The sequence below is a fragment of the Pseudoalteromonas sp. MEBiC 03607 genome (genome assembly GCF_004792295.1).
GTDB classification, from domain to species: domain Bacteria; phylum Pseudomonadota; class Gammaproteobacteria; order Enterobacterales; family Alteromonadaceae; genus Pseudoalteromonas; species Pseudoalteromonas lipolytica_C.
Map to the genome: position 1 here is coordinate 3,570,576 of NZ_SRRY01000001.1, position 22,287 is coordinate 3,592,862.

The window sequence follows — 22,287 nt, forward strand, 5'->3', positions numbered from 1 at the left end:
AAATGAATTAGATGTTGAAACATCACCGTTTTCACTTTTGCGGCACTGTTGCTACGAAATTGGCTAACTTTACTGGAATATCACGAAAATGTCTCGTCTAAAGCAAAAAAGCCACGTCTTCGATGACAAAAAAGTGATCTAAAAATGACATTTGCGGTAATTTTATACTATCGATTAAGTCTTTTTTCAGTATAATCAAGTAATAACAGCTAAGGGAGCACTTATGCCCAAAGGAATGCAAAAAACCAGCTGGCTACTTTATGGCTTTGCCGCTTTTTTTGTTAGCTTATTTGGTTACATTTACTATACCTATGAAACCACTCGCAATGAAATAATCACGCATGTTGATAACAAATTATTTAATGCTGCTGTGAGTGTAAAACATATCTTAGGTGATGATTACCATGATCGAGTTAATGCTGGTTTAGCTATCTCTCCTGCTGTATACAAAGAAAAAAGTCGCGCACTCTCTGAGTATGCAAAACAAATGCAACTTGCCTATGTCTATGCCATGGTTAAGCGTGATGATACCGTCTACTTCAGTGCTTCAAGCTATACTCAAAAAGATCAAAATACAGGCAAAGTTACCGAGTTTTTTGACATCTACCCTGAAGCAACAGAATTAAATAAAGAAGCCTTTAATTCAACAGAACCTGTTTATGAAATTTCACAAGATCAATGGGGCTACTTTAAAAGCATTTTCGTAACCTTTGTCGATAACAACGGCCAGACCTACATCACCGGTGCAGACATAACACTTAGCGATTTTAATCAGCAATTGCAATACAGTGTTACTCGCGCAGCAATTACAGCCTGTTTCTTTTTCTTTATAGCAGTATTAATTGCAGGCCTCTATTTTTTACAACTCAAACGTTCACTATCAACAGATGCTCGCACAGGCTTTGCCAACCATGTAGCGCTAGAGTATTACTTAAAAAAGACAACAAAATATCGCATGGAGCTCGCGGTTATCGTCATTAATGAATTAGACGATATCAGTAGTTTTTACGGTACCGAAGTCAGCGATAAAGTAATGGCAAGTTTACTTGGCTACTTTCAAGCACGTTTGCCAAATGACTGCTATGCCTATCGCCTTGCCACGAATAAGATAGCTTTGTTGCAAACGCGCAGCTCTGACAAAGAATTAGAAGAAATAATTAACACCTTCAACAATGCGATCCCGGTGTTAAAAGAACCGTTCATTTACGTTAGCTTGTATGCAGGCATTGCATCTGGCAACAAGCTTATGCTTATCGAAAATGCCCACATAGCCTTACAGCAAGCAAAGTTTAATAATCAGCGAGTTGTTCGCTATGAAAATGTTTTTAAACAAGTCGAAGAGCGCTTTAGAAATAATGTAACGCTTGCCAAAGAGGTGAAAGAAGCATTTGATAACAATCGCATTGTGCCTTACTTTCAAGCTATTTATGATACCAACACTGAGCAGATTGAGCACTACCAATGTCTAGCGAGATTAGCCAGTGCCCAAGGCCGTATTCATAGTCCTGACTACTTTATGACGGTGCTCAAACGCTCACGTATGGATGGGCTGTTAAGACGTACCATGTTTACCCGTTGTGTTGAGCATTTTAGAAAAACCAACCTAAGCTGGAGCATTAACATCACCGCGCAAGATATTCTTGATCCAAGCTTAAGTGAGTTTTTCGAACAGCAACTAAGACGCTACCCACAGCCTCATAACATTATTTTTCAATTTCATGAAAGCGATGCTATTGCTTATTTTAGTGAGGTAAAAACCTTTATTAGCCTTTTAAAAAATAAGGGAGCGCAGGTGTTTATTAATGAGTTTGGCTCAGGCTTTTCAAACTTACCGCATATTCTAAAATTAGAGATCGATGGTTTAAAACTCGATAAAAACCTTGTGAGTCAAATTCACAGTAATAATGATAACTTTTTGTTTATTGAGAATTTAGTAAAGTACGCTAATCAGCTAAACCTGCAAGTTATCGCTGAACAAGTCGATAACGAACAAATTGCTGACGCGCTGTCTCGTGCGGGGATTAATTTAATGCAGGGGAGCCACTTTTCATCGCCAGCTCCCTACATTCATTAAAGGTTGATCACTAAACGGTGGCTTTGCTGACCGCTAGCCCAGTATTTACGTTCAAATGGCGTGATTGCTATATCGCTCTCATATAATTGAACATCACAAGGATGTCCTGCAAGCTCGAGCGAGCGGGCAAATTCCTTCACGTAAATATCCCAATTGCTTCTGAGCTCTAAACGACCGCCTAATTTAATGATAAACGGAAAAATAGCAGCGCCATGCCAGCGCCTTTGCAAGTGCTTTGCTTTTGGCCATGGATTTGGGTATAGCAAATAATGATGCGTCGGTTTCCAATTAGCAGCTACCGCTAAACGCCAAAAGTCGTTTAAGTCTGCTTGCACTAAAATATACTGGCCCGCATCGGTTTGCTTGTACTCTATCTCATGCTTCTCTAAGCGATGAGATGACTTATCGATACCAATCACCAACGCATCAGGGTGACGCTTAGCTAAGTTAGCCGTACTTTCACCTACACCACAACACGAATCAAGGATTATAGGCCCGTTAAACGCTTGAACCTTTGCATTTACCTCATCAAAAGCCGCTTGCGTATGCTGTGCAATCGGCTTTTTAAAATCCGCACTTAAGTGCTTTAAAACTATTTCGTCTAACTTTTCATGTAAGCCAGGCTGATTCGATACAATACTTCTCGAATTTGCATCCGTCATTAGTGTCTAAGCCCCACACCACGTTTAATAAGCGTTAACGCTAAAGTAAATAAACCCACAATAAATAAACCAAGTACCCCAAAAGCTACCGATAAATCGACATCAGACACGCCTAAAAAGCCAAATCTAAATGCATTGACCATGTAGATGATTGGATTCACTTGCGATACACCTTGCCAAAACTCAGGTAACAAGCTGATTGAGTAAAACACTCCGCCTAAATAAGTCAGTGGAGTAAGAATGAAGGTTGGAATAATACTAATATCATCAAAGCTATTTGCATAAATTGCGTTAATAAGGCCACCTAAAGCAAATACCGCTGAGGTTAAAATAACCGTCGCCATGATCACAAAAATATTATGAATTTGGATATCAACAAACAGCAATGATACACAGGTAACGATTAAGCCAACTAGCATACCGCGGGTCATACCACCGCCCATGTAGCCAAGTACGATAATGTAATTTGGCACTGGTGCAACTAATAGCTCTTCAATACTCTTTTGGAACTTGGTCGAATAAAAGCTTGAAGCTACATTCGAGTAAGAGTTAGTGATCACCGACATCATAATCAGACCCGGTACAATAAACTCCATGTAAGTAAAGCCACCCATATCACCGATACGCGAACCAATCAGGTTACCAAAAATAACAAAATAAAGGCTCATCGTGATTGCTGGCGGAACTAAGGTTTGCACCCAAATACGTAAAAAGCGAATACACTCTTTGATCCAAATACTTTTTAGCGCTACTCCATATTTAAACATTATTCGCCTCGCCCTTGTTCTAATAAGCCTACAAAAAGTTCTTCTAAACGATTTGCTTTATTTCGCATACTGAGCACGGTATTACCTTGTTCGGTCAACGCGCTGAATACTTGGTTTAAGCCCTGAGACTTCGCCACTTCAACTTCTAAAGTGTGGTCATCAGTTAGTGTATATTTGTAACCTTCAATGCTAATTGGTTGCACTGGCTGCTTTAAATCAAGTACAAAGGTCTCTTTATCAAGCTTGGCTAGTAGCGCTTTGATAGTGGTGTTTTCAACAATCACGCCACTGTCGATAATCGCGATGTTTTTACATAACAGCTCAGCTTCTTCTAGGTAGTGAGTAGTCAAGATGATGGTCACACCTTGCTTATTTATCTCGCGAAGAAAATCCCACATAGAGCGACGTAGCTCAATATCAACACCGGCTGTTGGCTCATCTAAAATAAGTAATTTAGGTTCATGCATCAGAGCACGAGCAATCATTAAACGGCGCTTCATACCACCTGACAGCGTACGCGCTTGCTTATCTTTTTTCTCAAATAAACCCAGTTGCTTTAGATACTTTTCAGCACGCTCATGCGCCAGCTTTCTTGGTACACCATAATAGCCCGCTTGGTTAACCAAAATTTGGTTCAGTGTTTCAAATTGGCTAAAATTAAACTCTTGCGGCACTAAACCTAGTTCAGACTTAGCGGCTTCCAAATCTGTATCAATGTCATGCCCAAACACCTGGACACGGCCAGCGCTTTTGTTCACTAACGATGAGATAACACCAATGGTAGTTGATTTACCGGCACCGTTCGGACCAAGTAAAGCAAAGAAATCGCCCTGTTGAACTTGTAAGTCGATGCCCTTTACGGCTTCAACACCATTTTTATAAACCTTTTTTAGGCCTTCAATATTTAATGCGATCGTTTTTTCGCTCACTGTTTGCCCTCTCCATAACCCCAACGCTTGGTCAGAGTATGTTCAATGTTTAAATGATCTAAAATTCGCGCCACCATAAAATCAACCAAGTCTGAAATCTGCTCTGGCTGATGATAAAAACCCGGTGCCGCAGGCATAATCGTTACGCCTAGCCTTGCTAGTTTCAGCATGTTTTCAAGATGAATTTCGCTAAATGGCGTTTCACGCGGGACTAAAATCAGCTGCCCCCGTTCTTTAATAACCACGTCGGCGGCGCGTTCAAGTAAGTTATCTGACGCACCTACCGCAATTGCAGACACTGAACCTGCACTACACGGACAAACCACCATTTTTTTCGGTGCAGCAGAGCCCGACGCAACAGGACTAAACCAGTTGTCTTTACCAAACACCTTTAGTTGCTCAGGCGCAGCATTAAAAAGCGTGCTTAACTGTTCTGTCGCTTTATCTTCGTTACCCGATAGCTTGATATTCGATTCGGTATCAAAAACCACTCGAGCAGCACTTGAGATCAACACATAAACTTGAAACTGCTGCTGAAGTAACACTTCTAATAACCGTAAACCGTATGGCGCACCAGAGGCACCGCTAAAAGCTAAGGTTATTTTATCTTTAAATTGCATATTTTGACGCTCCATATACCGATTAGTTGTGTTCAAGAGCGGTAATTAAGCGCTGATGAATCCCCTCAAAGCCACCATTACTCATAATTAAAACATGCTGCTTAGGCGCTTTACCTGCAACCACGTGTTTAATAATTTCTTCAGTGCTAGAGCTACAATGCATACCTGCCGCAGCGGCGTATTCTTTGAGTGACCAGCTTAAATTGTCTGGTTCAAATAAATACACCTCATCGGCAGCTTCAAGTGAGTCAATCAAGGTTTGCTGATGCACGCCCATTTTCATGGTATTTGAACGAGGCTCTAAAATGGCAATAATCTTCTCATCGCCCACTTTTGCACGAAGCCCTGCCAAAGTTGTTTTAATTGCCGTTGGGTGATGGGCAAAATCGTCATACACCTTAATCGAGTTAATATCGGCTTTAAGCTCCATACGGCGCTTAGGAGAAATAAACTCAGCCAAGCCCGCAATACTGACTGGTACGGCAATCCCGACATGGCGCGCTGCTGCAATAGCCATGATAGCATTTTTCACATTATGCTCGCCCATCGCTTGCCAACTAACAACGCCTTGAACTTCTCCCTCAAGTAGCACTTCAAATTCGCTACCATCAGCTCTCAGTAAACGGTAATCCCAATCACCTGCCAGCGTTTCGCTTTCGCTCCAAAGACCACGCTCAATCACATCTTGTAAGGCTTCATCTTGGCTTGGCCAAATAACCTTACCGCTACAGGGTAATGTACGCATCAAGTGATGAAATTGTTTCTTTATTGCGTTTAAATCTTCAAAAATATCAGCGTGATCAAATTCAAGGTTATTAAGAATTAAGGTACGTGGTAAGTAATGAACAAATTTACTGCGTTTATCAAAAAATGCCGTGTCGTACTCATCGGCTTCGATTACAAAAAATGGCGTTTCACCAACCCGTGCTGACACACCAAAATTTTGCACAATGCCACCAATTAAAAAGCCAGGCTTCATTCCGGCATACTCTAATAACCAAGCTAACATACTCGCTGTTGTTGTTTTGCCGTGTGTTCCAGCGACAGCCAACACCCACGAATTTTGCAACAGATTATGCTTTAACCATTCAGGACCTGAAGTATAAGGTAAGCCTTTATCAAGCACGTATTCAACACAAGGGTTGCCTCGGCTCATAGCGTTACCAATTACTACCATATCTGGCGCAGGCTCTAGTTGAGCAACGTCATAACCTTGGGTGAGCGTAATACCTAGCTCTTCTAATTGCGTGCTCATCGGTGGGTACACATTTTGATCAGAGCCTGTCACTGTATGACCTAACGATTTAGCGATTGCGGCAATACCACCCATAAAGGTGCCACAAATTCCAAGAATATGAATATGCATCTACTGTCCTGAGCAAAATGAATGAGAGATAAACTAAGGCGTTATAATGCCAAATATAAGCTTTACTTACCATGACTAGCGGTCAATAGAGTATTGCCAAATAGCCATCATAAAAAACACCTCAAATTTGAGGTGTTTTTCGAATTAAGTTGAATGGTTATTTACAGCATTAAGAATGCAAACAAACCAACACCAAGTAACAAGCGGTAGATAACAAATGGCATCATACCCATGCGCTCAATAACTTTTAAGAAAAAGAAAATACACGCATAAGCTGATACAAATGATAAGCCAGCGCCGAGTAAAATCGCATGCCAATCAATCGCCTCGCCCGCTGTTGCAAGCTGATACACATAATAGGAACCCGCTGCTGCAATGACCGGAATTGACATTAAAAATGAAAAACGCGCAGCACTTTGCTTGTTAAGGCCCAGCATTAAACCTACGGTGATGGTAATACCTGAACGCGATGTCCCAGGGAATACCATAGCCAGCACTTGTGAAAAGCCTAACAATAGCGCACTGAAAAAATTGATTTGGTAAATGTTCTTAACTTGCTTTGCTTTTACATCGGCATACCAAAGTAACAAACCAAACACGATGGTAGAGGTGGCAATAACCCACGCATTTCGCGAGTAACTTTCAACGAAATCTTTAAACAAATAACCAATTAATAATGCAGGAATGGTTGCGACAATAATCCACCAGCCTAAGCGGCTGTCATCGGTGGCACCTTGAGAGCCAAACGATTTAAACCACGCGCCTAGAATGTCTACCACTTCTTTACGGAAATACAATACCACGGCACCTAAAGTACCAACATGAACGGCCACATCAAATGCTAAACCTTGGTCGTGCCAACCTAAAACTTGCGAAGGTAAAATTAAATGTGCTGAGCTCGAAATAGGTAAAAACTCAGTCAATCCTTGAATTAAGGCTAAAACAATTATCTCAATAATACTCATGGGTAAGAAAACTCCACCTTCCATAGTTTTTGTTGCGGATTATTATAATTATCCCATAGCTCTGCTAGCGTGCATTTTGCTACAGGGTGAAAAAAATCAGGGGCTATTTCAGCTAAAGGCTGAAGAACAAATGCATTTTTGGTAATTTCATCGCGAGGTAGCTGTGCAGGCGAATCACAAATTACGTCATCATAAAATAAAAGATCTAGGTCAAGCGTTCGTGGACTAAACTTTTTGTCATCACGGGTACGGCCATTTTCAAGCTCAATTTCTTTCAATAACTTACACAGTTCAGGTAGTGGCATATCGGTTTGCGCCCCTAATACTGAGTTATAAAAGTTACTGCCTGCAAAACCGACCGCTTCACTCTCAAAAACTGATGAGTGAATAAAATCAGGAAAATGTACTTTTAGAGCATCAAGCGCCTGACGAATATAATGCTCTTTATTAACGTTAGAGCCTAAACTAATAAAAATTTGCGCCATGTTAATATGCCTTGCGACGGGTGATTTCGACTCCCACCGTTTTGGCTTGTGGCACTGCTGCAGGTTTACTCACGCGAATGGTCACTTGCTCAGTTGCAAACTCAGTTAAGATAATGGCCGCTAATTGTTCAACTAAGGTTTCAAGCAGCTCTACTGGTTTTGCTGTTGTATGAGCGATAACCCGCTCGCTGACTTTTGCATAATCAAGTGCAAGGTTAATATCATCAGTCGCAGCTGCCGCAGAAATATCACATAGCATTTCAATATCAAAATACAGGCTTTGTTTACTTTCTTTTTCAAAATCATACACACCGATAATGGTGTCTACATGCAATTGTGATATATATACCTTGTCCATTGATACTCCAAGTGACATAAATATTAAAACACCTCTCATACTAAACGCTTATTGATTTGAATAATCCGCGCTATAAGTTGTCATACTGTTTTAATATATAAAAATTACCCCTACAATAACGGGTAGATGCGATGCATTATTGCTCACATGTTCTACTCAAAAATAGTGGCAGATGGTTTTGCCGCCAATGATAGCCCAAAAGTGCAGATTTAAAAATAAGGAAGCGCGTGTTAACAGCCCTAATGTTAGTTTTAGCCTATTTACTGGGATCGGTCTCATCCGCAATCCTTGTCTCTCGGCTGTTTAAACTACCGGACCCACGCAGTCACGGATCGAACAACCCAGGTGCAACGAATGTCTACCGCTTAGGTGGAAAAGTCCCTGCTGTACTTGTTCTTGTCTTTGATATTTTAAAAGGAACCATTCCGGTTTGGGGTGCTTACTTCTTAAAAATAGAGCCACTTATGCTCGGCTTGATTGGTGTAGCAGCCTGTTTAGGCCATATGTACCCGCTGTTTTTCAGTTTTAAAGGCGGTAAGGCTGTCGCGACCGCTTTTGGCACGTTATTACCCATTGGTTTATCGTTAGGTGGGATGTTAATTGCAACTTGGATCTTAATTGTTGCTATCACGCGCTACTCATCTCTTGCAGCGTTAGTCACGGTTTCGTTAGCACCTCTTTATACTTGGTGGATAAAACCTTTGTATACGTTGCCTGTAACCTTTTTAACCGTGTTGATAATTTTCCGTCATAGAGCAAATATCACTCGCTTACTCGCGGGTGAAGAGCCAAAAGTAGGGGCTAAGAAAAAAGCCCCTGAACATGAAGAAGGTTGATGTTAAATAGCCTCTAACGAGTCTATTGGCCAGCGCGGCTTTGTTTTCATATCAAGGCTAGCAAACTGCCCTGCTTTTAAGCGCTGCATACCTGCATAAGCGATCATCGCACCGTTATCTGTACAAAACTCCGTGCGCGGGTAGTACACACGCCCTTTCATACCTTGCATTACTCGCTCAAGTTGCGCACGCAATTGCACGTTTGCACTCACGCCCCCAGCAATCACTAAGCGCTTGATACCGGTTTGCTTTAATGCACGTTTACACTTGATAATTAAGGTATCAATAACCGCTGTTTGGAATGCATGAGCAATATCCGCTTTAGTTTGTTCATCATCATCGCTATCACGAATAGCGAGTGACGCAGCCGTTTTTAAACCACTGAAACTAAAATCTAAGCCGGGTTTGTCAGTCATCGGACGCGGGAATACAAAGCGCTCAGGTGTACCTTGCTCAGCAAGTTTTGCCAAACGCGGGCCTCCTGGGTAATCAAGCCCAAGTAATTTCGCCGTTTTATCGAATGCCTCACCTGCGGCGTCATCAACTGACTCACCTAATACTTCGTATTCACCAATACCAGATACTTTAACCATCATGGTGTGGCCGCCAGATACTAATAACGCGATAAACGGAAATTCAGGTTTGTCTTCTTCAAGCATTGGCGCAAGAAGATGCCCTTCCATATGATGAACCGCTACCGCTGGTATATTCCAACCATAGGCTAAAGAACGACCAATAGAAGTACCCACAAGGAGTGCGCCAACCAATCCAGGGCCCGCAGTATAAGCAATGCCATCTAAATCTTCTGGGCCACAGCCCGCTTGTGCAAAGGCGGCATCAATTAAAGGTAAGGTTTTACGCACGTGGTCACGTGACGCAAGTTCAGGTACGACACCGCCGTAGTCAGCATGCACTTTTACTTGGCTATACAGTTGATGTGCTAATAAGCCTTGTTCATCATCGTAAATGGCAATACCTGTTTCATCACATGATGATTCAATACCTAAAATTCGCATCAATTACTCCGCCAAGAAAAATAAACGCGTATTTTACAGTGAAAATACGCATTACTGAATATTAAATTGCAATACCAATGTTGGTTTGACCGTCTGATACCGCAAGCTGTTTGAGTTCTTTTACGTTTTCAGAGCTAATTCGGCCCATTTGCTCTACAAAATCAATTAACTCAGCCAGTACTTCAATTTCATATTGCATTAATGGGTGTTCACGAACTGCTTTATTGTCAGCTACTTCACCATCAACGGTAAGTTGATATTCAATGTAACGTGCCACCGATGCCTGTGAAATTTTACTAATGTTCAAAAACTCTTGGTCATCTTTTGCCATTAAGCCGTGTAACATGCCCAGTAAAGCTGTTGCTGTATCAATAGCAGGGTAAGTGCCAAACATATCAAAATCAGTTAGTTCAGGCACATTAGGCTCTATTTTTTCGATTTGTTTTTCGAGGCTAATTTTACTTTTTGGCAGTAAAATCTTCTCCCAACAAACATTCAAAGCACTACGAAAAACCGCAGCATCACCAAACCCTGTGGCTTCACAGAATAAACTGTAATTAGGCAGCATGCGTTCTAACAAAGCACCACCTAATACTGCTTTTTGTAAATAGTTTAATTCTCTAATGCGTTGAAAATTATTCGCTTTCGTCATTTTTAACAGTCCCGCAAGACCAACAAAGTTCAAATGTTGATCCGTTAAGCTCTTGACACTTTGGGCACACCCAATCAGGAGCCGATTGTTTTACTTGCTGATAGTTTAACAATATTTCTTGCGCCTGGCGCTCTTTTAATGCGTAAACAAGCATATCAACTCCCGTCTGTTCAAAGGGTATCTCTCCCAATGCCCCTTGTAAGAGCTCACCTTGTAACTGACACTCAATACCTTTACTGTTTAACAGCCCTTTAATAATATTCGCTTCAAGACTGTTTTCAGCCTGAAATACTCGTACCCATTTGAACGGTTCTGAGCTAGCGGTTTGATTTAATTTCTTATTTTGCAAATTACTTCTCTTTTACTTTTCTAAATATAAAACCTAAACTACAAAAGCTTTGCCGCAATGCTTATTTCAAGGTAACTACATGACATTAACGACACCAGGACTACTATTTCCTGCGATTTCTTTACTTTTACTCGCTTACACCAATCGTTTTTTGGTGCTCGCCCAACTTATTCGTGAACTGAATGCGCGCGAAGGGGAAAGTATTCGCCCTCTTGTTGTCGCACAAATTACCAACTTAAGAAAGCGCATTAAGTTAATAAGAGTGATGCAAGTATACGGCGTTGCCTCATTTTTAATGTGCACCTTATCAATGTTCGCTTTATTTATAGAATTTAATACCACAGGCATCATCTTATTTGGGATTAGCCTAGCTTGCTTAGCGATGTCACTTTTAACCTCTTTGTATGAGATCCACATTTCATGCGATGCCATCGAAATCGAATTAAAAAATATCGAAAAAAAACCAGTAGCTGATAAGGCAGAGTAAATTTCTGCCTCTATACTTATTGTTACGAGATGCAACAATAAGTGGTGTGTTTGTGGAAGATTTTTTATTTTCTGATGAGCAGCTAGAAGAAAATAACGTTCCTATTGATGAATCAGAATGTTGGCATATTCTTGTTGTTGACGATGAAGAAGATATTCACCAAGTTACGAAATTAGTGCTAGCTGGCTTCACTTTCGAAAATAAAGGTCTGCGCTTTTATGACGCCTATTCAGCAGCCGAAGCAAAAGAGTTATTAAAGCAAAATATTCCTTTTTCAGTCGCACTTGTCGATGTTGTCATGGAAACAAACCATGCAGGGCTTGAGCTTATCCAATACATTCGCGATGAAATAGAAAACCATGATATTCGCTTAATTCTGCGTACAGGTCAGCCTGGAGAGGCACCTGAAGAGTCGATTATCCGTGATTATGATATAAACGATTACAAGAATAAAACCGAACTAACGGCTATAAAAATTAAGACGCTTCTTTATTCTGCACTCAGAGGGCATCGCGATATACAAATTATTGATCGCCATAAAAGTGGCCTAGAGCAAATTATTAATGCGTCTGCGAATTTCTTAAAATGCGATAGTGTTAACGAATTTGCATCCACTATTTTGAGTCACGTCACGAATGTAATGGGGATTAATGACGCACAAATCTATTGCGCTGCAGCAGTTAATTTTCAGTCCTCGCCGGCGAAAGATTTTCAACTATTAGCCGCGTCGGGAGTTGGACCAACGCCGAATCAAAATACTATTCCAGATGAGGTGAAAAGTTTATTTATTGACGCCCATGAGCGTAAATCATCATTAAAAACGAGCACCGACTATATTGGTTACTTTCCGACAAAAGCAGGCCTTGAGACCATGTTATATGTTCATAAAGGAAGTAAACTGCAAACAACCGATCATCAACTATTAGAGTTTTACGCGAACAATATTGCCCTAGCCTACGACAACCTTAAGCTTAGAGAAATGGTTAAAGAATCACAAAAAGAGTTGTCTTACATTTTAGGTGAAGCCGTTGAAAAACGCTCTAAAGAAACAGGCTCGCATGTTAAGCGCGTTGCTTTATATAGTGAATTACTTGCAAAACTATCACAACTCAGTCCATTTCAATGTGAAATTATCAAGCTCGCTTCACCACTACATGACATTGGTAAAATTAGTATTCCTGATAGCATCTTAAATAAGCCAGGTAAATTAACTGATGAAGAATGGAAAATAATGCAAACTCATGCAGAAGTGGGTTACGAAATTTTAAAAAATTCAAGTAACGAAATTCTGACTTGCGGCGCTTTGATTTCATATCAGCATCACGAAAAATGGGATGGTTCAGGTTATCCGCAAGGTTTAATTGGCAATGAAATCAACATTGTTGGTCGCATAACCGCCCTTGCCGATGTGTTTGATGCGCTATGTAGCGACCGTTGCTACAAGCTTGCTTGGCCCTTAGATGAAGCACTGTCATTGATAAAAGAGCAACGTTCGAAACATTTTGATCCAAATCTTGTTGACTTGTTACTTGAAAATTTACCACTTTTCCTTGAGATTAAAGATCGTTACCCTGACTAGATGTAACTTTTCTGTAAAACGAACTTCCCAAAACAGGTACTATAATTTACTATGCCACTGTAGATTATAATTATATTGCCTGGATGTAGGGCTTACTTATAACAAGGGACTATATAAAGTGAGATTTGAACAACTTGAACAGTTTGTAGCATTAGGCGTATTAAGGCATTTTCGCCAAGCTGCTGAAAAAACACAAATAAGCACTTCAGCGTTAACCCGGAGTATTCAAACTCTTGAAGACGAAATTGGTTATGAGCTGGTAACTCGCTCAACCCGCTCCGTTAAGTTAACCAAAGAAGGTGAAATTTTCTTAGAATATGCGCAACAAACCCTCGACAATCTAGAAGAAACAAAACAACATCTTTTCGAATCACTAAATGGCTGCGCAAGCGAAAAGCTTGTTATTGGTTACACTAATAAAGCCAGTGCTGTCGTTCCTGTATCTTGCGGGCAATTTTTAGCGCAGTATCCACATGTAAAAATCGAGATGCAACTACAAGAGCAAAGCGAGCTAATGCGTAAGCTACAGCTTGGTGAAATTGATATTAGTGTTTGTTCGCAAGCAATGAATAGTATAGGAAGCGATATCCATTTACCTGACCAACTGATTTTATTTGTTGCTAAAGATCATCCATTAGCGAATAAGAGTGATATCAGCAAACGCGATTTTGCCGACTACCCTATGTACAGCTGCTTTTCACAATCGAAACAAGTACAACAGATGCTAAACGACGCCATTGATTCATTCGATAAGTCAGCCAGTGTTAAAGTAGGTAGTATTGAACAAGTTATGGAAGGACTAAAACGATCGAACCATATTGCAATAGCTAGTATTGAACACGCAAACAATGTTGCTTCTGATCCGGCCTTGCAGCTTTTAAAAACCAACAAAGGTGTTGCTCAAGAGCAGCTTGTTATACAAACAAATCAAAAAATCAACGACAACTCTCATGTAAGTCACTTGCTTGATCTTATTGAAAAAATGGCCTTAGCAAGCCAGCATTAGTCGTCTCTTATATCTGCTAGCCTGAATTAAACAGGCTAGCTCTCCCGTCTTTTACTGATCACTTATTTATTGCATAAAAAGCGTGCATCGCATTATTTTTCAGATACACTTACGCACCTTTTTTTTATTGTGTATATAAATGAACGCTCAGCTGATTTCTGACACTTATTTAGATGCAATTGAACAAGCTGGTTATGCTATTGTTGAAAACGCGATTGATGAAACATTAATCAATGATTTAATCGCCGACTGCTATCGTATAAATCCGCATTTTCACACAGCGGGTATTGGTCGTTTAAACGACCAACAAATTGATAAAAATGTCCGTAAAGATAAGACCTTTTGGTTTGATAGTTCAAGCCAAGCACAAATTACTTATCTGGCGACCATGGAAGCAATAAAAACGCAGTTAAATCGTAGTTTTTATTTAGGGTTATTTGACTACGAATGCCATTATGCAAAGTATCAACAAGGTGACTTTTATAAAAAGCACTATGATGCCTTCAAAGGCCGTTCGAACCGTATTTTCACAACAGTTTGTTACTTAAATACGCCAGAATCTGGCGGTGAGTTGGTGATTTACAAGCCGAAAAGTAAAGATATCGAGATTGTCGTAAAACCTCAAGCTGGCATGCTGGTAATGTTTGAAAGCGAACGCTTTATGCATGAGGTATTACCCGCAAATGATGTTCGCTACTCTATTGCGGGTTGGTTCAGAAAAAATGCCTCGATCAGCGGCATTATCGACCCACCTAGATAATTAAAATGGCAGTGGCAAGGATGCTGCTAAACCGATAAAAATCACTAACCCCACATAGTGATTATTCAAAAATGCTTTGAAGCAAGGATCTCGCTCTCGTTTATGAATAAGCATTTGTTGATAAAGTAAAAACCCAACCGCTGCCACTAAACCCAACCAATAAGGCAAACCAAGATGGTTACTCATGCCGATGAAAACAAGAATCGCGATAAATAAGGCATTGAGTAAAAAGATGATGTGTCTGTCATAGCTGGCAAACAAGATTGCCGTTGACTTAACCCCTATTTTTAAATCGTCATCTCTATCAACCATGGCATACATGGTGTCATAAGCCACAGTCCAAACAAGATTAGCGGTAAATAGTAGCCAGGCTTCTAATGGTACTGAACCAATTGATGCCATATAGGCCATCGGAATTGCCCAACTAAATGCAGCACCAAGCACTACTTGCGGTAATTGGGTATAACGCTTCATAAATGGGTAACAAAACGCCAGTGCTAAAGCACCAAATGAAAGCAAAATAGTTGACCAGCTAAGTAACATAACCAATCCGAATGCCACTGCAATAAGTAACACAAACAAACTCATTGCCTCTGCACTAGAAACCAGTCCTGCAGCCAGAGGGCGCTGAGCAGTTCGCTTTACTGAACCATCGATTTTACGATCGGCAAAGTCATTGATCACACAACCTGCACTTCGCATCACAAAGACACCTAAGCTAAACACTACAAAATTTAACAAACTAGGCGTGCCTTGATTAGCAAGCCATAAAGCCCAATATGTTGGCCACAATAGCAACAAAGTACCGATTGGCTTATCCGTTCGCATCAGTTGTTTGTAATAAGGAATGTTTGCGCGATGTAATGCAGCTAATTTCATAAGTAGATATATGCCTCAGGTAAGAACACTTCAGCCACAAGAAAGTGAGCATTTGATAATGCGAACACGCTGCGTCGGCCCCACAAAGAATTTGACGGTAAGCCAAGGTGAGCTGTTAACGCTTGAATGGCATGCTGCTGAGAAAATTCAGCCACCTCGATTTCTGTTCGCTGCAAGCTGGGGTCTTGAAAAATAACATCGCCAAGCGGCCTCGTCCCCATATTTAACAACTGCTGTTTCTTTAAAGTATCGTCTGCTGGTAGCCAACTCTGCGCATAAACCATAGGTTTACCATCGCACAATAATAGCACCTCGCGGTTTAATGCCTGACTTAAAGAGGTATTTAGTAGCGCTTGTTGCTCGGCAGTTAAATCAAAAGGCGCTTCGTTTAGTACCTCAACTGAAAAAGCCTGACAGTGACTTTTGAGCTTAGCTGTTAATGAACCGGCTTCAAGCAGCCAACCTTGCTGTTGTTGCGTCAAATCTGGAAATGCTGAAGCAGGCTGCCAATTTGCAGCTAATGAAACTGGGAATGTGATCACAACGACTCATTATTTTTAAAAACCGTGCAAATGATATCACTGCTGCACGTTTGGCAAAAGTCATGATTTAATCTCAAGCACGGTTAAAAATCACAGAACAGCCTGTATCTCAAGCGAATTTGGGTATAGACTAAAACCATTGAAAGGGTGGAATATTTTTAATTATGAAAACATCAGTGTTATCAATTTACTTAGTCAGTATGCTACTAATTGGCGCAATGACCAGTCTGTCTGCACAGGCTGAGTCAAAAGTTGGCTACTTTGGTTTTGAGCCTGATATCATCACCAACTACATAGGCCAAGGTAATAAGAAGCTAGGCTACGTGCGCATTACCGTTGACCTTATGCTAAATGATACAGCCGATATCAGCGTTGTTGAACATCACACCCCTCTACTGCGTGATGCGATTGTTGAAATACTCTCAAAAGAGCCTGAAGAAAACATTAAATCGCTTACTGGTCGAGAAGAAATCAGAAAACGCTGTACTGCAAAATTAAAGTCACTACTTAAACAAGAAACTGGCCAAGAAATTGTCAGAGAAGTGTTATTTACTAAGTATTTGTACCATTAATAGTTTGTTTAATAAAAAAGGCGGTTTAACCGCCTTTTTTATTTACGTGTAAGCAGCTTATCAGACACAGCATATGCCATACCAGCCAGCAAACCTGCTAAGTGAGCCCAATTCGCCATACTCACTGGCAACATATCTACAAAGCCTAGAATAAGCCAAACCAACATAAAACCAACAATACTATTGCTGACTAAAGGTGGTTCGTTAGGGCGCATTGCACTATAAATCCAGCAAAACCCAAGCAAACCATAAACAACGCCACTTAATCCACCAAAATTAGGGCCTACAACTATAAATTGTGCCCAATTACTAATAAACGCTGTAACTAAAAATAACCCTACTAAGGTTAATTTACCGCTGCGCTTTTCAATATCGTTACCCAGCGTCATCCACCAGATCAAATTAAAAATAAGATGGATAGAGCTAAAATGCACAATGGCAGGGGTAAGCCAAGTAAGTGGCTTGGCAGGGTTAAATTGGAGCATGCCATAAATAGTTTCAAAGCCGCCCATCAGAAAAGCAACAAAGATGACTATAGATACTAAGGTTACGGTACGATTAAGCCAACTTAAAGCCTTAAATCGCGCTTTTAAATCAAGTGATTGGCCTTGATATGACAACGGCGATTGTGTACTTCCTACCTGCCATGAAGCTTGTAAGTACTTTTCATCGTTGGGATTTTCAGCAAACTCTTGCCATAAAGGTTGAGCTTGATGAAAATGCTCTGGAGCAACACAAATAATCACAGTTTGTCCATCTTGCGAGCGCAGCTCACCTTGTAATCCTTTACTTTTAATGTAGTCAATAAAGCCTTGTGCGGCGCGCGGATTATTAATGCTGCCCAGTTCAATCATCGTTCTATATGCTCCGGAAGTTGCGTTTGCCACGCAGTAAAGCCACCATCCATGCTGTAAACATCTTCAAAGCCTTGTTCAACTAAATAGCTCGCAGCACCTTGAGAACTTACGCCATGATAACAAACGATGATGATTGGCTGATCAAACTCTTTGTTCATCATAAACTCGCTGATATTTGCATTCGATAAATGCTCAGCGCCTGGAATATGTCCGCTTTGAAATGAATTCGGATCGCGAATATCGGCAATCACGACATCGTCTTTTTCTAACAGCGAAAAGGTTTCGCTAACTGAAATATGTTTATACGACATAATACTCTCTAAACTAAAAAGGCGGCCTAAAGCCGCCTTAATTTTGAGGCTTTTAGACCTTCATTTAATCCCAATTCAGGATAACTTTACCAGACTGGCCTGAAATCATTGTATCAAAGCCTTTTTGGAAGTCATCTACCGAGAATTGATGCGTGATAATTGGGTTAAGATCAAGACCAGACTGAATTAGACTCGCCATCTTATACCAAGTTTCAAACATTTCGCGACCATAAATACCTTTAATGATAAGGCCTTTAAAAATAACTTGGTTCCAATCCACCGCCATATCTGAAGGCGGAATACCTAGCATAGCGATTTTTCCGCCGTGGTTCATGTTATTTAGCATGCTATTAAATGCAACGGGTACGCCTGACATTTCAAGACCAATATCAAAGCCTTCTGTCATGCCAAGCTCTTTCATTACATCTTCAAGCTTTTCATTTGCTACATTTACTGCACGAGTCGCACCCATTTTACGTGCTAAATCTAGGCGGTATTCGTTTACGTCTGTGATAACTACATGACGCGCACCAACATGTTTAGCAACCGCAGCTGCCATGATACCAATTGGGCCTGCACCTGTAATTAATACATCTTCACCCACTAAATCGAACGACAATGCGGTGTGAACTGCATTACCAAATGGGTCAAAAATTGAGGCTAATTCATCTGAGATATTATCTGGAATTTTAAATGCATTAAAAGCAGGGATCACAAGGTATTCTGCAAATGCGCCTTCACGATTAACACCAACACCAGTTGTATTACGACATAAATGCACACGACCAGCACGGCAGTTACGGCAATGACCACAAGTAATATGGCCTTCGCCAGAGACACGGTCACCTACTTGGAAACCACGTACTTCCTGACCCATATCAATTACTTCACCAACATACTCGTGGCCAACAACCATAGGAGTTGGAATTGTATTTTGTGCCCACTCATCCCATTTATAAATATGGACATCTGTTCCACAAATTGCTGTTTTGCGGATTTTAATAAGCAGATCGTTATGGCCAACTTCTGGCTTTGGCGCATCAGTCATCCAGATCCCTGGTTCTGCTTTTAATTTAGATAATGCTTTCATGATTTACACTCAATTAAACAAAACCGAAGCAAAAGCTTCGGTTTAGGAAATAAAATTAGATAACACCCATTTCTTTACCAATACGGGTAAAGGCAGCAATAGCGGTATCTAATTGCTCTTTTGTATGCGCCGCAGAGATCTGCGTACGGATACGTGCTTGGCCTTTAGGTACAACAGGGAATGAGAAACCTGTTACATAAATACCTTCGGCAAGTAATTTGTCTGCCATCATAGAAGCGACTTTTGCATCGCCTAACATAACTGGGATAATTGCATGGTCTTTACCTGCGCAGGTAAATCCTGCCGCTTCCATTTGTTCACGGAAATATTTTGCGTTATCCCAAAGTTTTGCGCGTAACTCACCGCCATTGCTCAGCATTTCAAGTACTTTAATCGACGCAGTAACAATTGATGGCGCAAGTGAGTTTGAGAAAAGATAAGGACGAGAACGCTGACGTAACCACTCTACAATTTCTTTTTTACCAGATGTGTAACCGCCTGATGCGCCACCAAGTGCTTTACCAAGTGTACCTGTGATGATATCAACACGGTCAAGAACACCACAGTACTCCGGCGTACCTTTACCATTTTCACCAACAAAACCAACAGCGTGAGAGTCATCAACCATAACTAAGGCATCGTATTTGTCAGCAAGGTCACAAACCGCTTTAAGATTACAAATCACACCGTCCATTGAGAAAACACCGTCAGTTGCGATTAGTTTTGTTTTAGCACCCGCTTCATCAGCAGCAATAAGTTGCTTTTCAAGGTCGCTCATGTCGTTATTAGCGTAACGGAAGCGCTTTGCTTTACAAAGGCGAACACCATCAATAATTGAGGCGTGGTTTAGCGCATCAGAGATAATTGCATCATCTGGGCCGAGAATTGTTTCGAATAAACCAGCGTTTGCATCAAAACAAGATGAGTAAAGAATCGTATCTTCGGTTTCTAAAAATTCAGAAATCTTTTGCTCTAATGTTTTATGAATATCTTGAGTACCACAAATAAAACGCACCGATGCAACACCAAAACCATGGTCATCTAAACCTTGTTGCGCGGCCTTGATCAGCTCAGGGCTATTGGCTAAACCTAAATAGTTGTTCGCACAAAAATTGATTACCTTATCACCTGAGGCAACTTCAATTTGAGCTTGCTGCTGCGATGTAATAACACGTTCACTTTTGTATAAACCTTCAGCTTTTACTTCGTCGATTTGCTGTTGCAGCTGATTAAAAAACGCAGATGCTCTCATCTGTAATCTCCAAATATTCTTGTATCTAACCAGAAATGATTAGCATGACTGTAAAATTTGCGCCTATTGTAAAAGCTTAGACGAACAATTGCACTGTTTGCAGTTCGTCGCAAACCTTGAGGCTAAGGAAATAAAACTGGTCTTACCTGCTAAGACTGTAAAATTAAAGCAGGTAAATCAGCTAAAGACTCACATACGTAATCAGCATGTTGTTCTGTTGATTCAGCATAACTTTGCCCTGAACGAACCAGCACACGGGTCGCGATTTTCGCTCTTTCTGCTGCAATTAAGTCGCCCAGCTTATCGCCTACCATAATACTTTGTGAGGGAGTAATACTATGCTCTTCAATGGCTTGTAACAGCATGCCAGGAGCAGGCTTACGACAATGACAATCCTGTAAATAGGCAGGCTCTGCTTTAGTCGGATGATGCGGGCAAAAGTACACATCAAGAATTGGCACGTCATGACGCATAAACTCAGCTTTCATCCAGTCTGTAAGGTTTAAAAAGTCTTGTTCTGAATAGTAGCCACGCCCAATACCTGACTGATTAGTCACAATGACAATTTCATAACCTGCATCAATAAACTTTTTGCACGCATCAAACACACCGGGTAAAAACTCAAACTCATCCGGTTTATATACATAACCGTGATCAGCATTAACCACACCATCGCGGTCTAAAAACAGTACTTTACTCATGACAATTGCTCTTTATCTACAACACGGTTAAACATAGCTATAACCTCATCAATGCTTATTTGCGTCATTAAATCAGCTCCTTTAACGCGTGTTCCCCAAGGTAGCTCTTGAGCTGTTTTCCCTGTCTGTTCACGTAAGTTTTGGTGGTACACCTCAACCACGTAATCTAGATACAAGTATGGACCTGTACGTTTCGGGTTTGAGTGGGCATACAAACCTATTACAGGTGTACCAACAGTTACAGCCATGTGTGCAGGCCCCGTATCAGGAGCTAAAACTAAAGAAGCACGCTTCAACACACACAACAACTCTTTAAGCTTAGTTTTACCTACTAAGTTAAGCACAGGCGCATTCGTTTGCGAAATTATTTGTTCAGACAACTCTATTTCTAAAGGTGTTGGTCCTCCTGTGATAACCACCGAAAAACCTTGCTGATACGCGTGCTCTGCAAGTGCCGCATAACGCTCGGGCAACCAATTACGCTCTTTTTTACTTGCCGCAGGTGAGATAACAAAAATACGCCCAGCTAAACGTTCTTCACCCAATAAGGCATCAGCAGCTTGTTGATGTTCATCTGTGATTGGCATTTGCCAGTGAGGCGCATAGTCAGGTACACCAATCGCTTGAGCAAAGCCCTTAAAGCCCTCAAGGACATGTGCCTCAGATTGCGGAGCAATACGCTTATTAATGAATAAACTATGTAACTCTTTTGAACGAGCCCAATCAAACCCTACTTTGACTTTTGCCGGAATACAACGAGCTGCTAAATTTGCTCTTAGCGCCACTTGCATGTGTAAGAGCACATCAAATTTACGCCCCTTGAAAGTATCTTTTAGATGCTGATAGGCCTGTTTACCCTGTTTTTTATCAAATACAACAAATTCAACGCCCGGTAAATCAGCCAACAACATAGCCTCAACTTTACCTATCACCCAGGTAATTTTTGCCTTCGGATGTGCCTTTTGAATTGCTTGCACTGCGGATACGGCGTGACATACATCACCAATAGCCGAAAGCCTTAAAATACAAATATCTGAATAGGAGGTTGATTGAGTCACGTGCGCCCTTAGCTACAGCAAATAATATGCGATCTTAAATTAACTTGATGCTAATGCAAGCACTTATGCGAAAAGCTAAAAATACGGTAAGATAGCGCTAATTCTATTTAATCT

At 40.8% G+C, this 22,287-nt stretch carries 26 protein-coding genes; 7 read left to right on the plus strand and 19 right to left on the minus strand.

Annotation, left to right across the window (positions count from 1 at the left end):
• Window positions 1-223: 223 nt before the first annotated feature.
• Window positions 224-2,074 carry a GGDEF domain-containing protein gene (locus tag E5N72_RS16230; RefSeq protein WP_135926062.1) on the plus strand — a complete coding sequence of 617 codons (1,851 nt, stop codon included), beginning with the start codon at window positions 224-226 and terminating at the stop codon, window positions 2,072-2,074.
• Here E5N72_RS16230 and E5N72_RS16235 read toward each other — a convergent pair.
• The 8 genes from E5N72_RS16235 to folB all read right to left on the minus strand — a co-directional run bounded on the left by E5N72_RS16235 (window position 2,071) and on the right by folB (window position 8,226).
• Window positions 2,071-2,736 (minus strand): methyltransferase domain-containing protein, encoded by a 666-nt coding sequence (locus tag E5N72_RS16235; protein ID WP_135926063.1) that lies wholly within the window; start codon window positions 2,734-2,736, stop codon window positions 2,071-2,073. The genes E5N72_RS16230 and E5N72_RS16235 overlap by 4 nt on opposite strands.
• Window positions 2,736-3,503, minus strand: coding sequence for an ABC transporter permease (locus E5N72_RS16240; RefSeq protein ID WP_135926064.1), 768 nt, complete (start codon window positions 3,501-3,503; stop codon window positions 2,736-2,738). Before E5N72_RS16240 ends, E5N72_RS16235 begins: the two co-directional genes overlap by 1 nt.
• Window positions 3,503-4,432 (minus strand): ABC transporter ATP-binding protein, encoded by a 930-nt coding sequence (locus E5N72_RS16245; RefSeq protein ID WP_054551082.1) that lies wholly within the window; start codon window positions 4,430-4,432, stop codon window positions 3,503-3,505. Before E5N72_RS16245 ends, E5N72_RS16240 begins: the two co-directional genes overlap by 1 nt.
• Window positions 4,429-5,052, minus strand: a complete 624-nt coding sequence (locus E5N72_RS16250) for a flavin prenyltransferase UbiX (RefSeq protein WP_135926065.1) — start codon at window positions 5,050-5,052, stop codon at window positions 4,429-4,431. The genes E5N72_RS16245 and E5N72_RS16250 overlap by 4 nt, the downstream gene beginning before the upstream one ends.
• A gap of 22 nt (window positions 5,053-5,074) precedes the next feature.
• Window positions 5,075-6,418, minus strand: coding sequence for a UDP-N-acetylmuramate:L-alanyl-gamma-D-glutamyl-meso-diaminopimelate ligase (gene mpl, locus E5N72_RS16255; protein WP_135926066.1), 1,344 nt, complete (start codon window positions 6,416-6,418; stop codon window positions 5,075-5,077).
• A 161-nt stretch (window positions 6,419-6,579) separates the two neighbouring features.
• Window positions 6,580-7,383 carry an undecaprenyl-diphosphate phosphatase gene (locus E5N72_RS16260; RefSeq protein ID WP_063703109.1) on the minus strand — a complete coding sequence of 268 codons (804 nt, stop codon included), beginning with the start codon at window positions 7,381-7,383 and terminating at the stop codon, window positions 6,580-6,582.
• On the minus strand, window positions 7,380-7,868 hold the full coding sequence (gene folK, locus E5N72_RS16265; RefSeq protein WP_135926067.1) for a 2-amino-4-hydroxy-6-hydroxymethyldihydropteridine diphosphokinase: 489 nt from the start codon (window positions 7,866-7,868) through the stop codon (window positions 7,380-7,382). Before folK ends, E5N72_RS16260 begins: the two co-directional genes overlap by 4 nt.
• Before the next feature lies 1 nt (window position 7,869).
• Complete coding sequence (gene folB, locus E5N72_RS16270; protein ID WP_135926068.1) at window positions 7,870-8,226, minus strand: dihydroneopterin aldolase; 357 nt, start codon at window positions 8,224-8,226, stop codon at window positions 7,870-7,872.
• A 227-nt stretch (window positions 8,227-8,453) separates the two neighbouring features.
• Here folB and plsY point away from each other — a divergent pair, with 227 nt between their 5' ends.
• Window positions 8,454-9,062, plus strand: coding sequence for a glycerol-3-phosphate 1-O-acyltransferase PlsY (gene plsY, locus E5N72_RS16275; RefSeq protein WP_135926069.1), 609 nt, complete (start codon window positions 8,454-8,456; stop codon window positions 9,060-9,062).
• 2 nt (window positions 9,063-9,064) lie between these two features.
• Here the strand turns inward: plsY and tsaD are convergent, their stop codons facing one another.
• The 3 genes from tsaD to E5N72_RS16290 all read right to left on the minus strand — a co-directional run bounded on the left by tsaD (window position 9,065) and on the right by E5N72_RS16290 (window position 11,079).
• Window positions 9,065-10,078: a tRNA (adenosine(37)-N6)-threonylcarbamoyltransferase complex transferase subunit TsaD gene (gene tsaD, locus E5N72_RS16280; protein WP_135926070.1), complete on the minus strand. Its 1,014-nt coding sequence runs from the start codon at window positions 10,076-10,078 to the stop codon at window positions 9,065-9,067.
• A gap of 61 nt (window positions 10,079-10,139) precedes the next feature.
• Entirely contained in the window at window positions 10,140-10,730 is a 591-nt protein-coding gene (locus E5N72_RS16285) for a YjaG family protein (protein ID WP_135926071.1), read from the minus strand.
• The gene (locus E5N72_RS16290; protein WP_135926072.1) at window positions 10,714-11,079 is read right to left on the minus strand and encodes a DUF2007 domain-containing protein; all 366 of its coding nucleotides are present in this window, start codon (window positions 11,077-11,079) and stop codon (window positions 10,714-10,716) included. Before E5N72_RS16290 ends, E5N72_RS16285 begins: the two co-directional genes overlap by 17 nt.
• Window positions 11,080-11,158: 79 nt before the next feature.
• Here E5N72_RS16290 and E5N72_RS16295 point away from each other — a divergent pair, with 79 nt between their 5' ends.
• The 4 genes from E5N72_RS16295 (at window position 11,159) to E5N72_RS16310 (ending at window position 14,911) form a co-directional block, all read left to right on the plus strand.
• Window positions 11,159-11,566 (plus strand): DUF2721 domain-containing protein, encoded by a 408-nt coding sequence (locus tag E5N72_RS16295; protein ID WP_135926073.1) that lies wholly within the window; start codon window positions 11,159-11,161, stop codon window positions 11,564-11,566.
• A gap of 52 nt (window positions 11,567-11,618) precedes the next feature.
• Entirely contained in the window at window positions 11,619-13,145 is a 1,527-nt protein-coding gene (locus tag E5N72_RS16300; RefSeq protein ID WP_135926074.1) for a DUF3369 domain-containing protein, read from the plus strand.
• Window positions 13,146-13,263: 118 nt separating this feature from the next.
• Window positions 13,264-14,151, plus strand: a complete 888-nt coding sequence (locus E5N72_RS16305; RefSeq protein ID WP_135926075.1) for a LysR family transcriptional regulator — start codon at window positions 13,264-13,266, stop codon at window positions 14,149-14,151.
• A gap of 139 nt (window positions 14,152-14,290) precedes the next feature.
• On the plus strand, window positions 14,291-14,911 hold the full coding sequence (locus E5N72_RS16310) for a 2OG-Fe(II) oxygenase (RefSeq protein ID WP_135926076.1): 621 nt from the start codon (window positions 14,291-14,293) through the stop codon (window positions 14,909-14,911).
• Here the strand turns inward: E5N72_RS16310 and ubiA are convergent, their stop codons facing one another.
• Complete coding sequence (ubiA, locus tag E5N72_RS16315) at window positions 14,912-15,790, minus strand: 4-hydroxybenzoate octaprenyltransferase (RefSeq protein WP_135926077.1); 879 nt, start codon at window positions 15,788-15,790, stop codon at window positions 14,912-14,914.
• Window positions 15,787-16,332, minus strand: a complete 546-nt coding sequence (locus E5N72_RS16320) for a chorismate lyase (RefSeq protein WP_135926078.1) — start codon at window positions 16,330-16,332, stop codon at window positions 15,787-15,789. The genes ubiA and E5N72_RS16320 overlap by 4 nt, the downstream gene beginning before the upstream one ends.
• 200 nt (window positions 16,333-16,532) lie before the next feature.
• Here E5N72_RS16320 and E5N72_RS16325 point away from each other — a divergent pair, with 200 nt between their 5' ends.
• A complete protein-coding gene (locus E5N72_RS16325; protein ID WP_235383316.1) occupies window positions 16,533-16,904 on the plus strand; it encodes a flagellar basal body-associated protein FliL in 372 nt (123 codons plus the stop codon).
• 38 nt (window positions 16,905-16,942) lie between these two features.
• On the opposite strand, the gene glpG is transcribed toward E5N72_RS16325, so the two are convergent.
• From glpG to E5N72_RS16355, 6 genes are all read right to left on the minus strand, one after another.
• The gene (gene glpG / locus E5N72_RS16330; protein WP_135926080.1) at window positions 16,943-17,758 is read right to left on the minus strand and encodes a rhomboid family intramembrane serine protease GlpG; all 816 of its coding nucleotides are present in this window, start codon (window positions 17,756-17,758) and stop codon (window positions 16,943-16,945) included.
• A complete protein-coding gene (glpE, locus tag E5N72_RS16335) occupies window positions 17,755-18,072 on the minus strand; it encodes a thiosulfate sulfurtransferase GlpE (protein ID WP_135926081.1) in 318 nt (105 codons plus the stop codon). Before glpE ends, glpG begins: the two co-directional genes overlap by 4 nt.
• 64 nt (window positions 18,073-18,136) lie before the next feature.
• Entirely contained in the window at window positions 18,137-19,162 is a 1,026-nt protein-coding gene (tdh, locus tag E5N72_RS16340) for an L-threonine 3-dehydrogenase (RefSeq protein ID WP_135926082.1), read from the minus strand.
• A 55-nt stretch (window positions 19,163-19,217) separates the two neighbouring features.
• Complete coding sequence (locus E5N72_RS16345; protein ID WP_135926083.1) at window positions 19,218-20,414, minus strand: glycine C-acetyltransferase; 1,197 nt, start codon at window positions 20,412-20,414, stop codon at window positions 19,218-19,220.
• Between the two features lie 149 nt (window positions 20,415-20,563).
• On the minus strand, window positions 20,564-21,115 hold the full coding sequence (gene gmhB, locus E5N72_RS16350; protein WP_135926084.1) for a D-glycero-beta-D-manno-heptose 1,7-bisphosphate 7-phosphatase: 552 nt from the start codon (window positions 21,113-21,115) through the stop codon (window positions 20,564-20,566).
• On the minus strand, window positions 21,112-22,173 hold the full coding sequence (locus E5N72_RS16355; RefSeq protein ID WP_135926085.1) for a glycosyltransferase family 9 protein: 1,062 nt from the start codon (window positions 22,171-22,173) through the stop codon (window positions 21,112-21,114). Before E5N72_RS16355 ends, gmhB begins: the two co-directional genes overlap by 4 nt.
• Window positions 22,174-22,287: the final 114 nt, after the last annotated feature.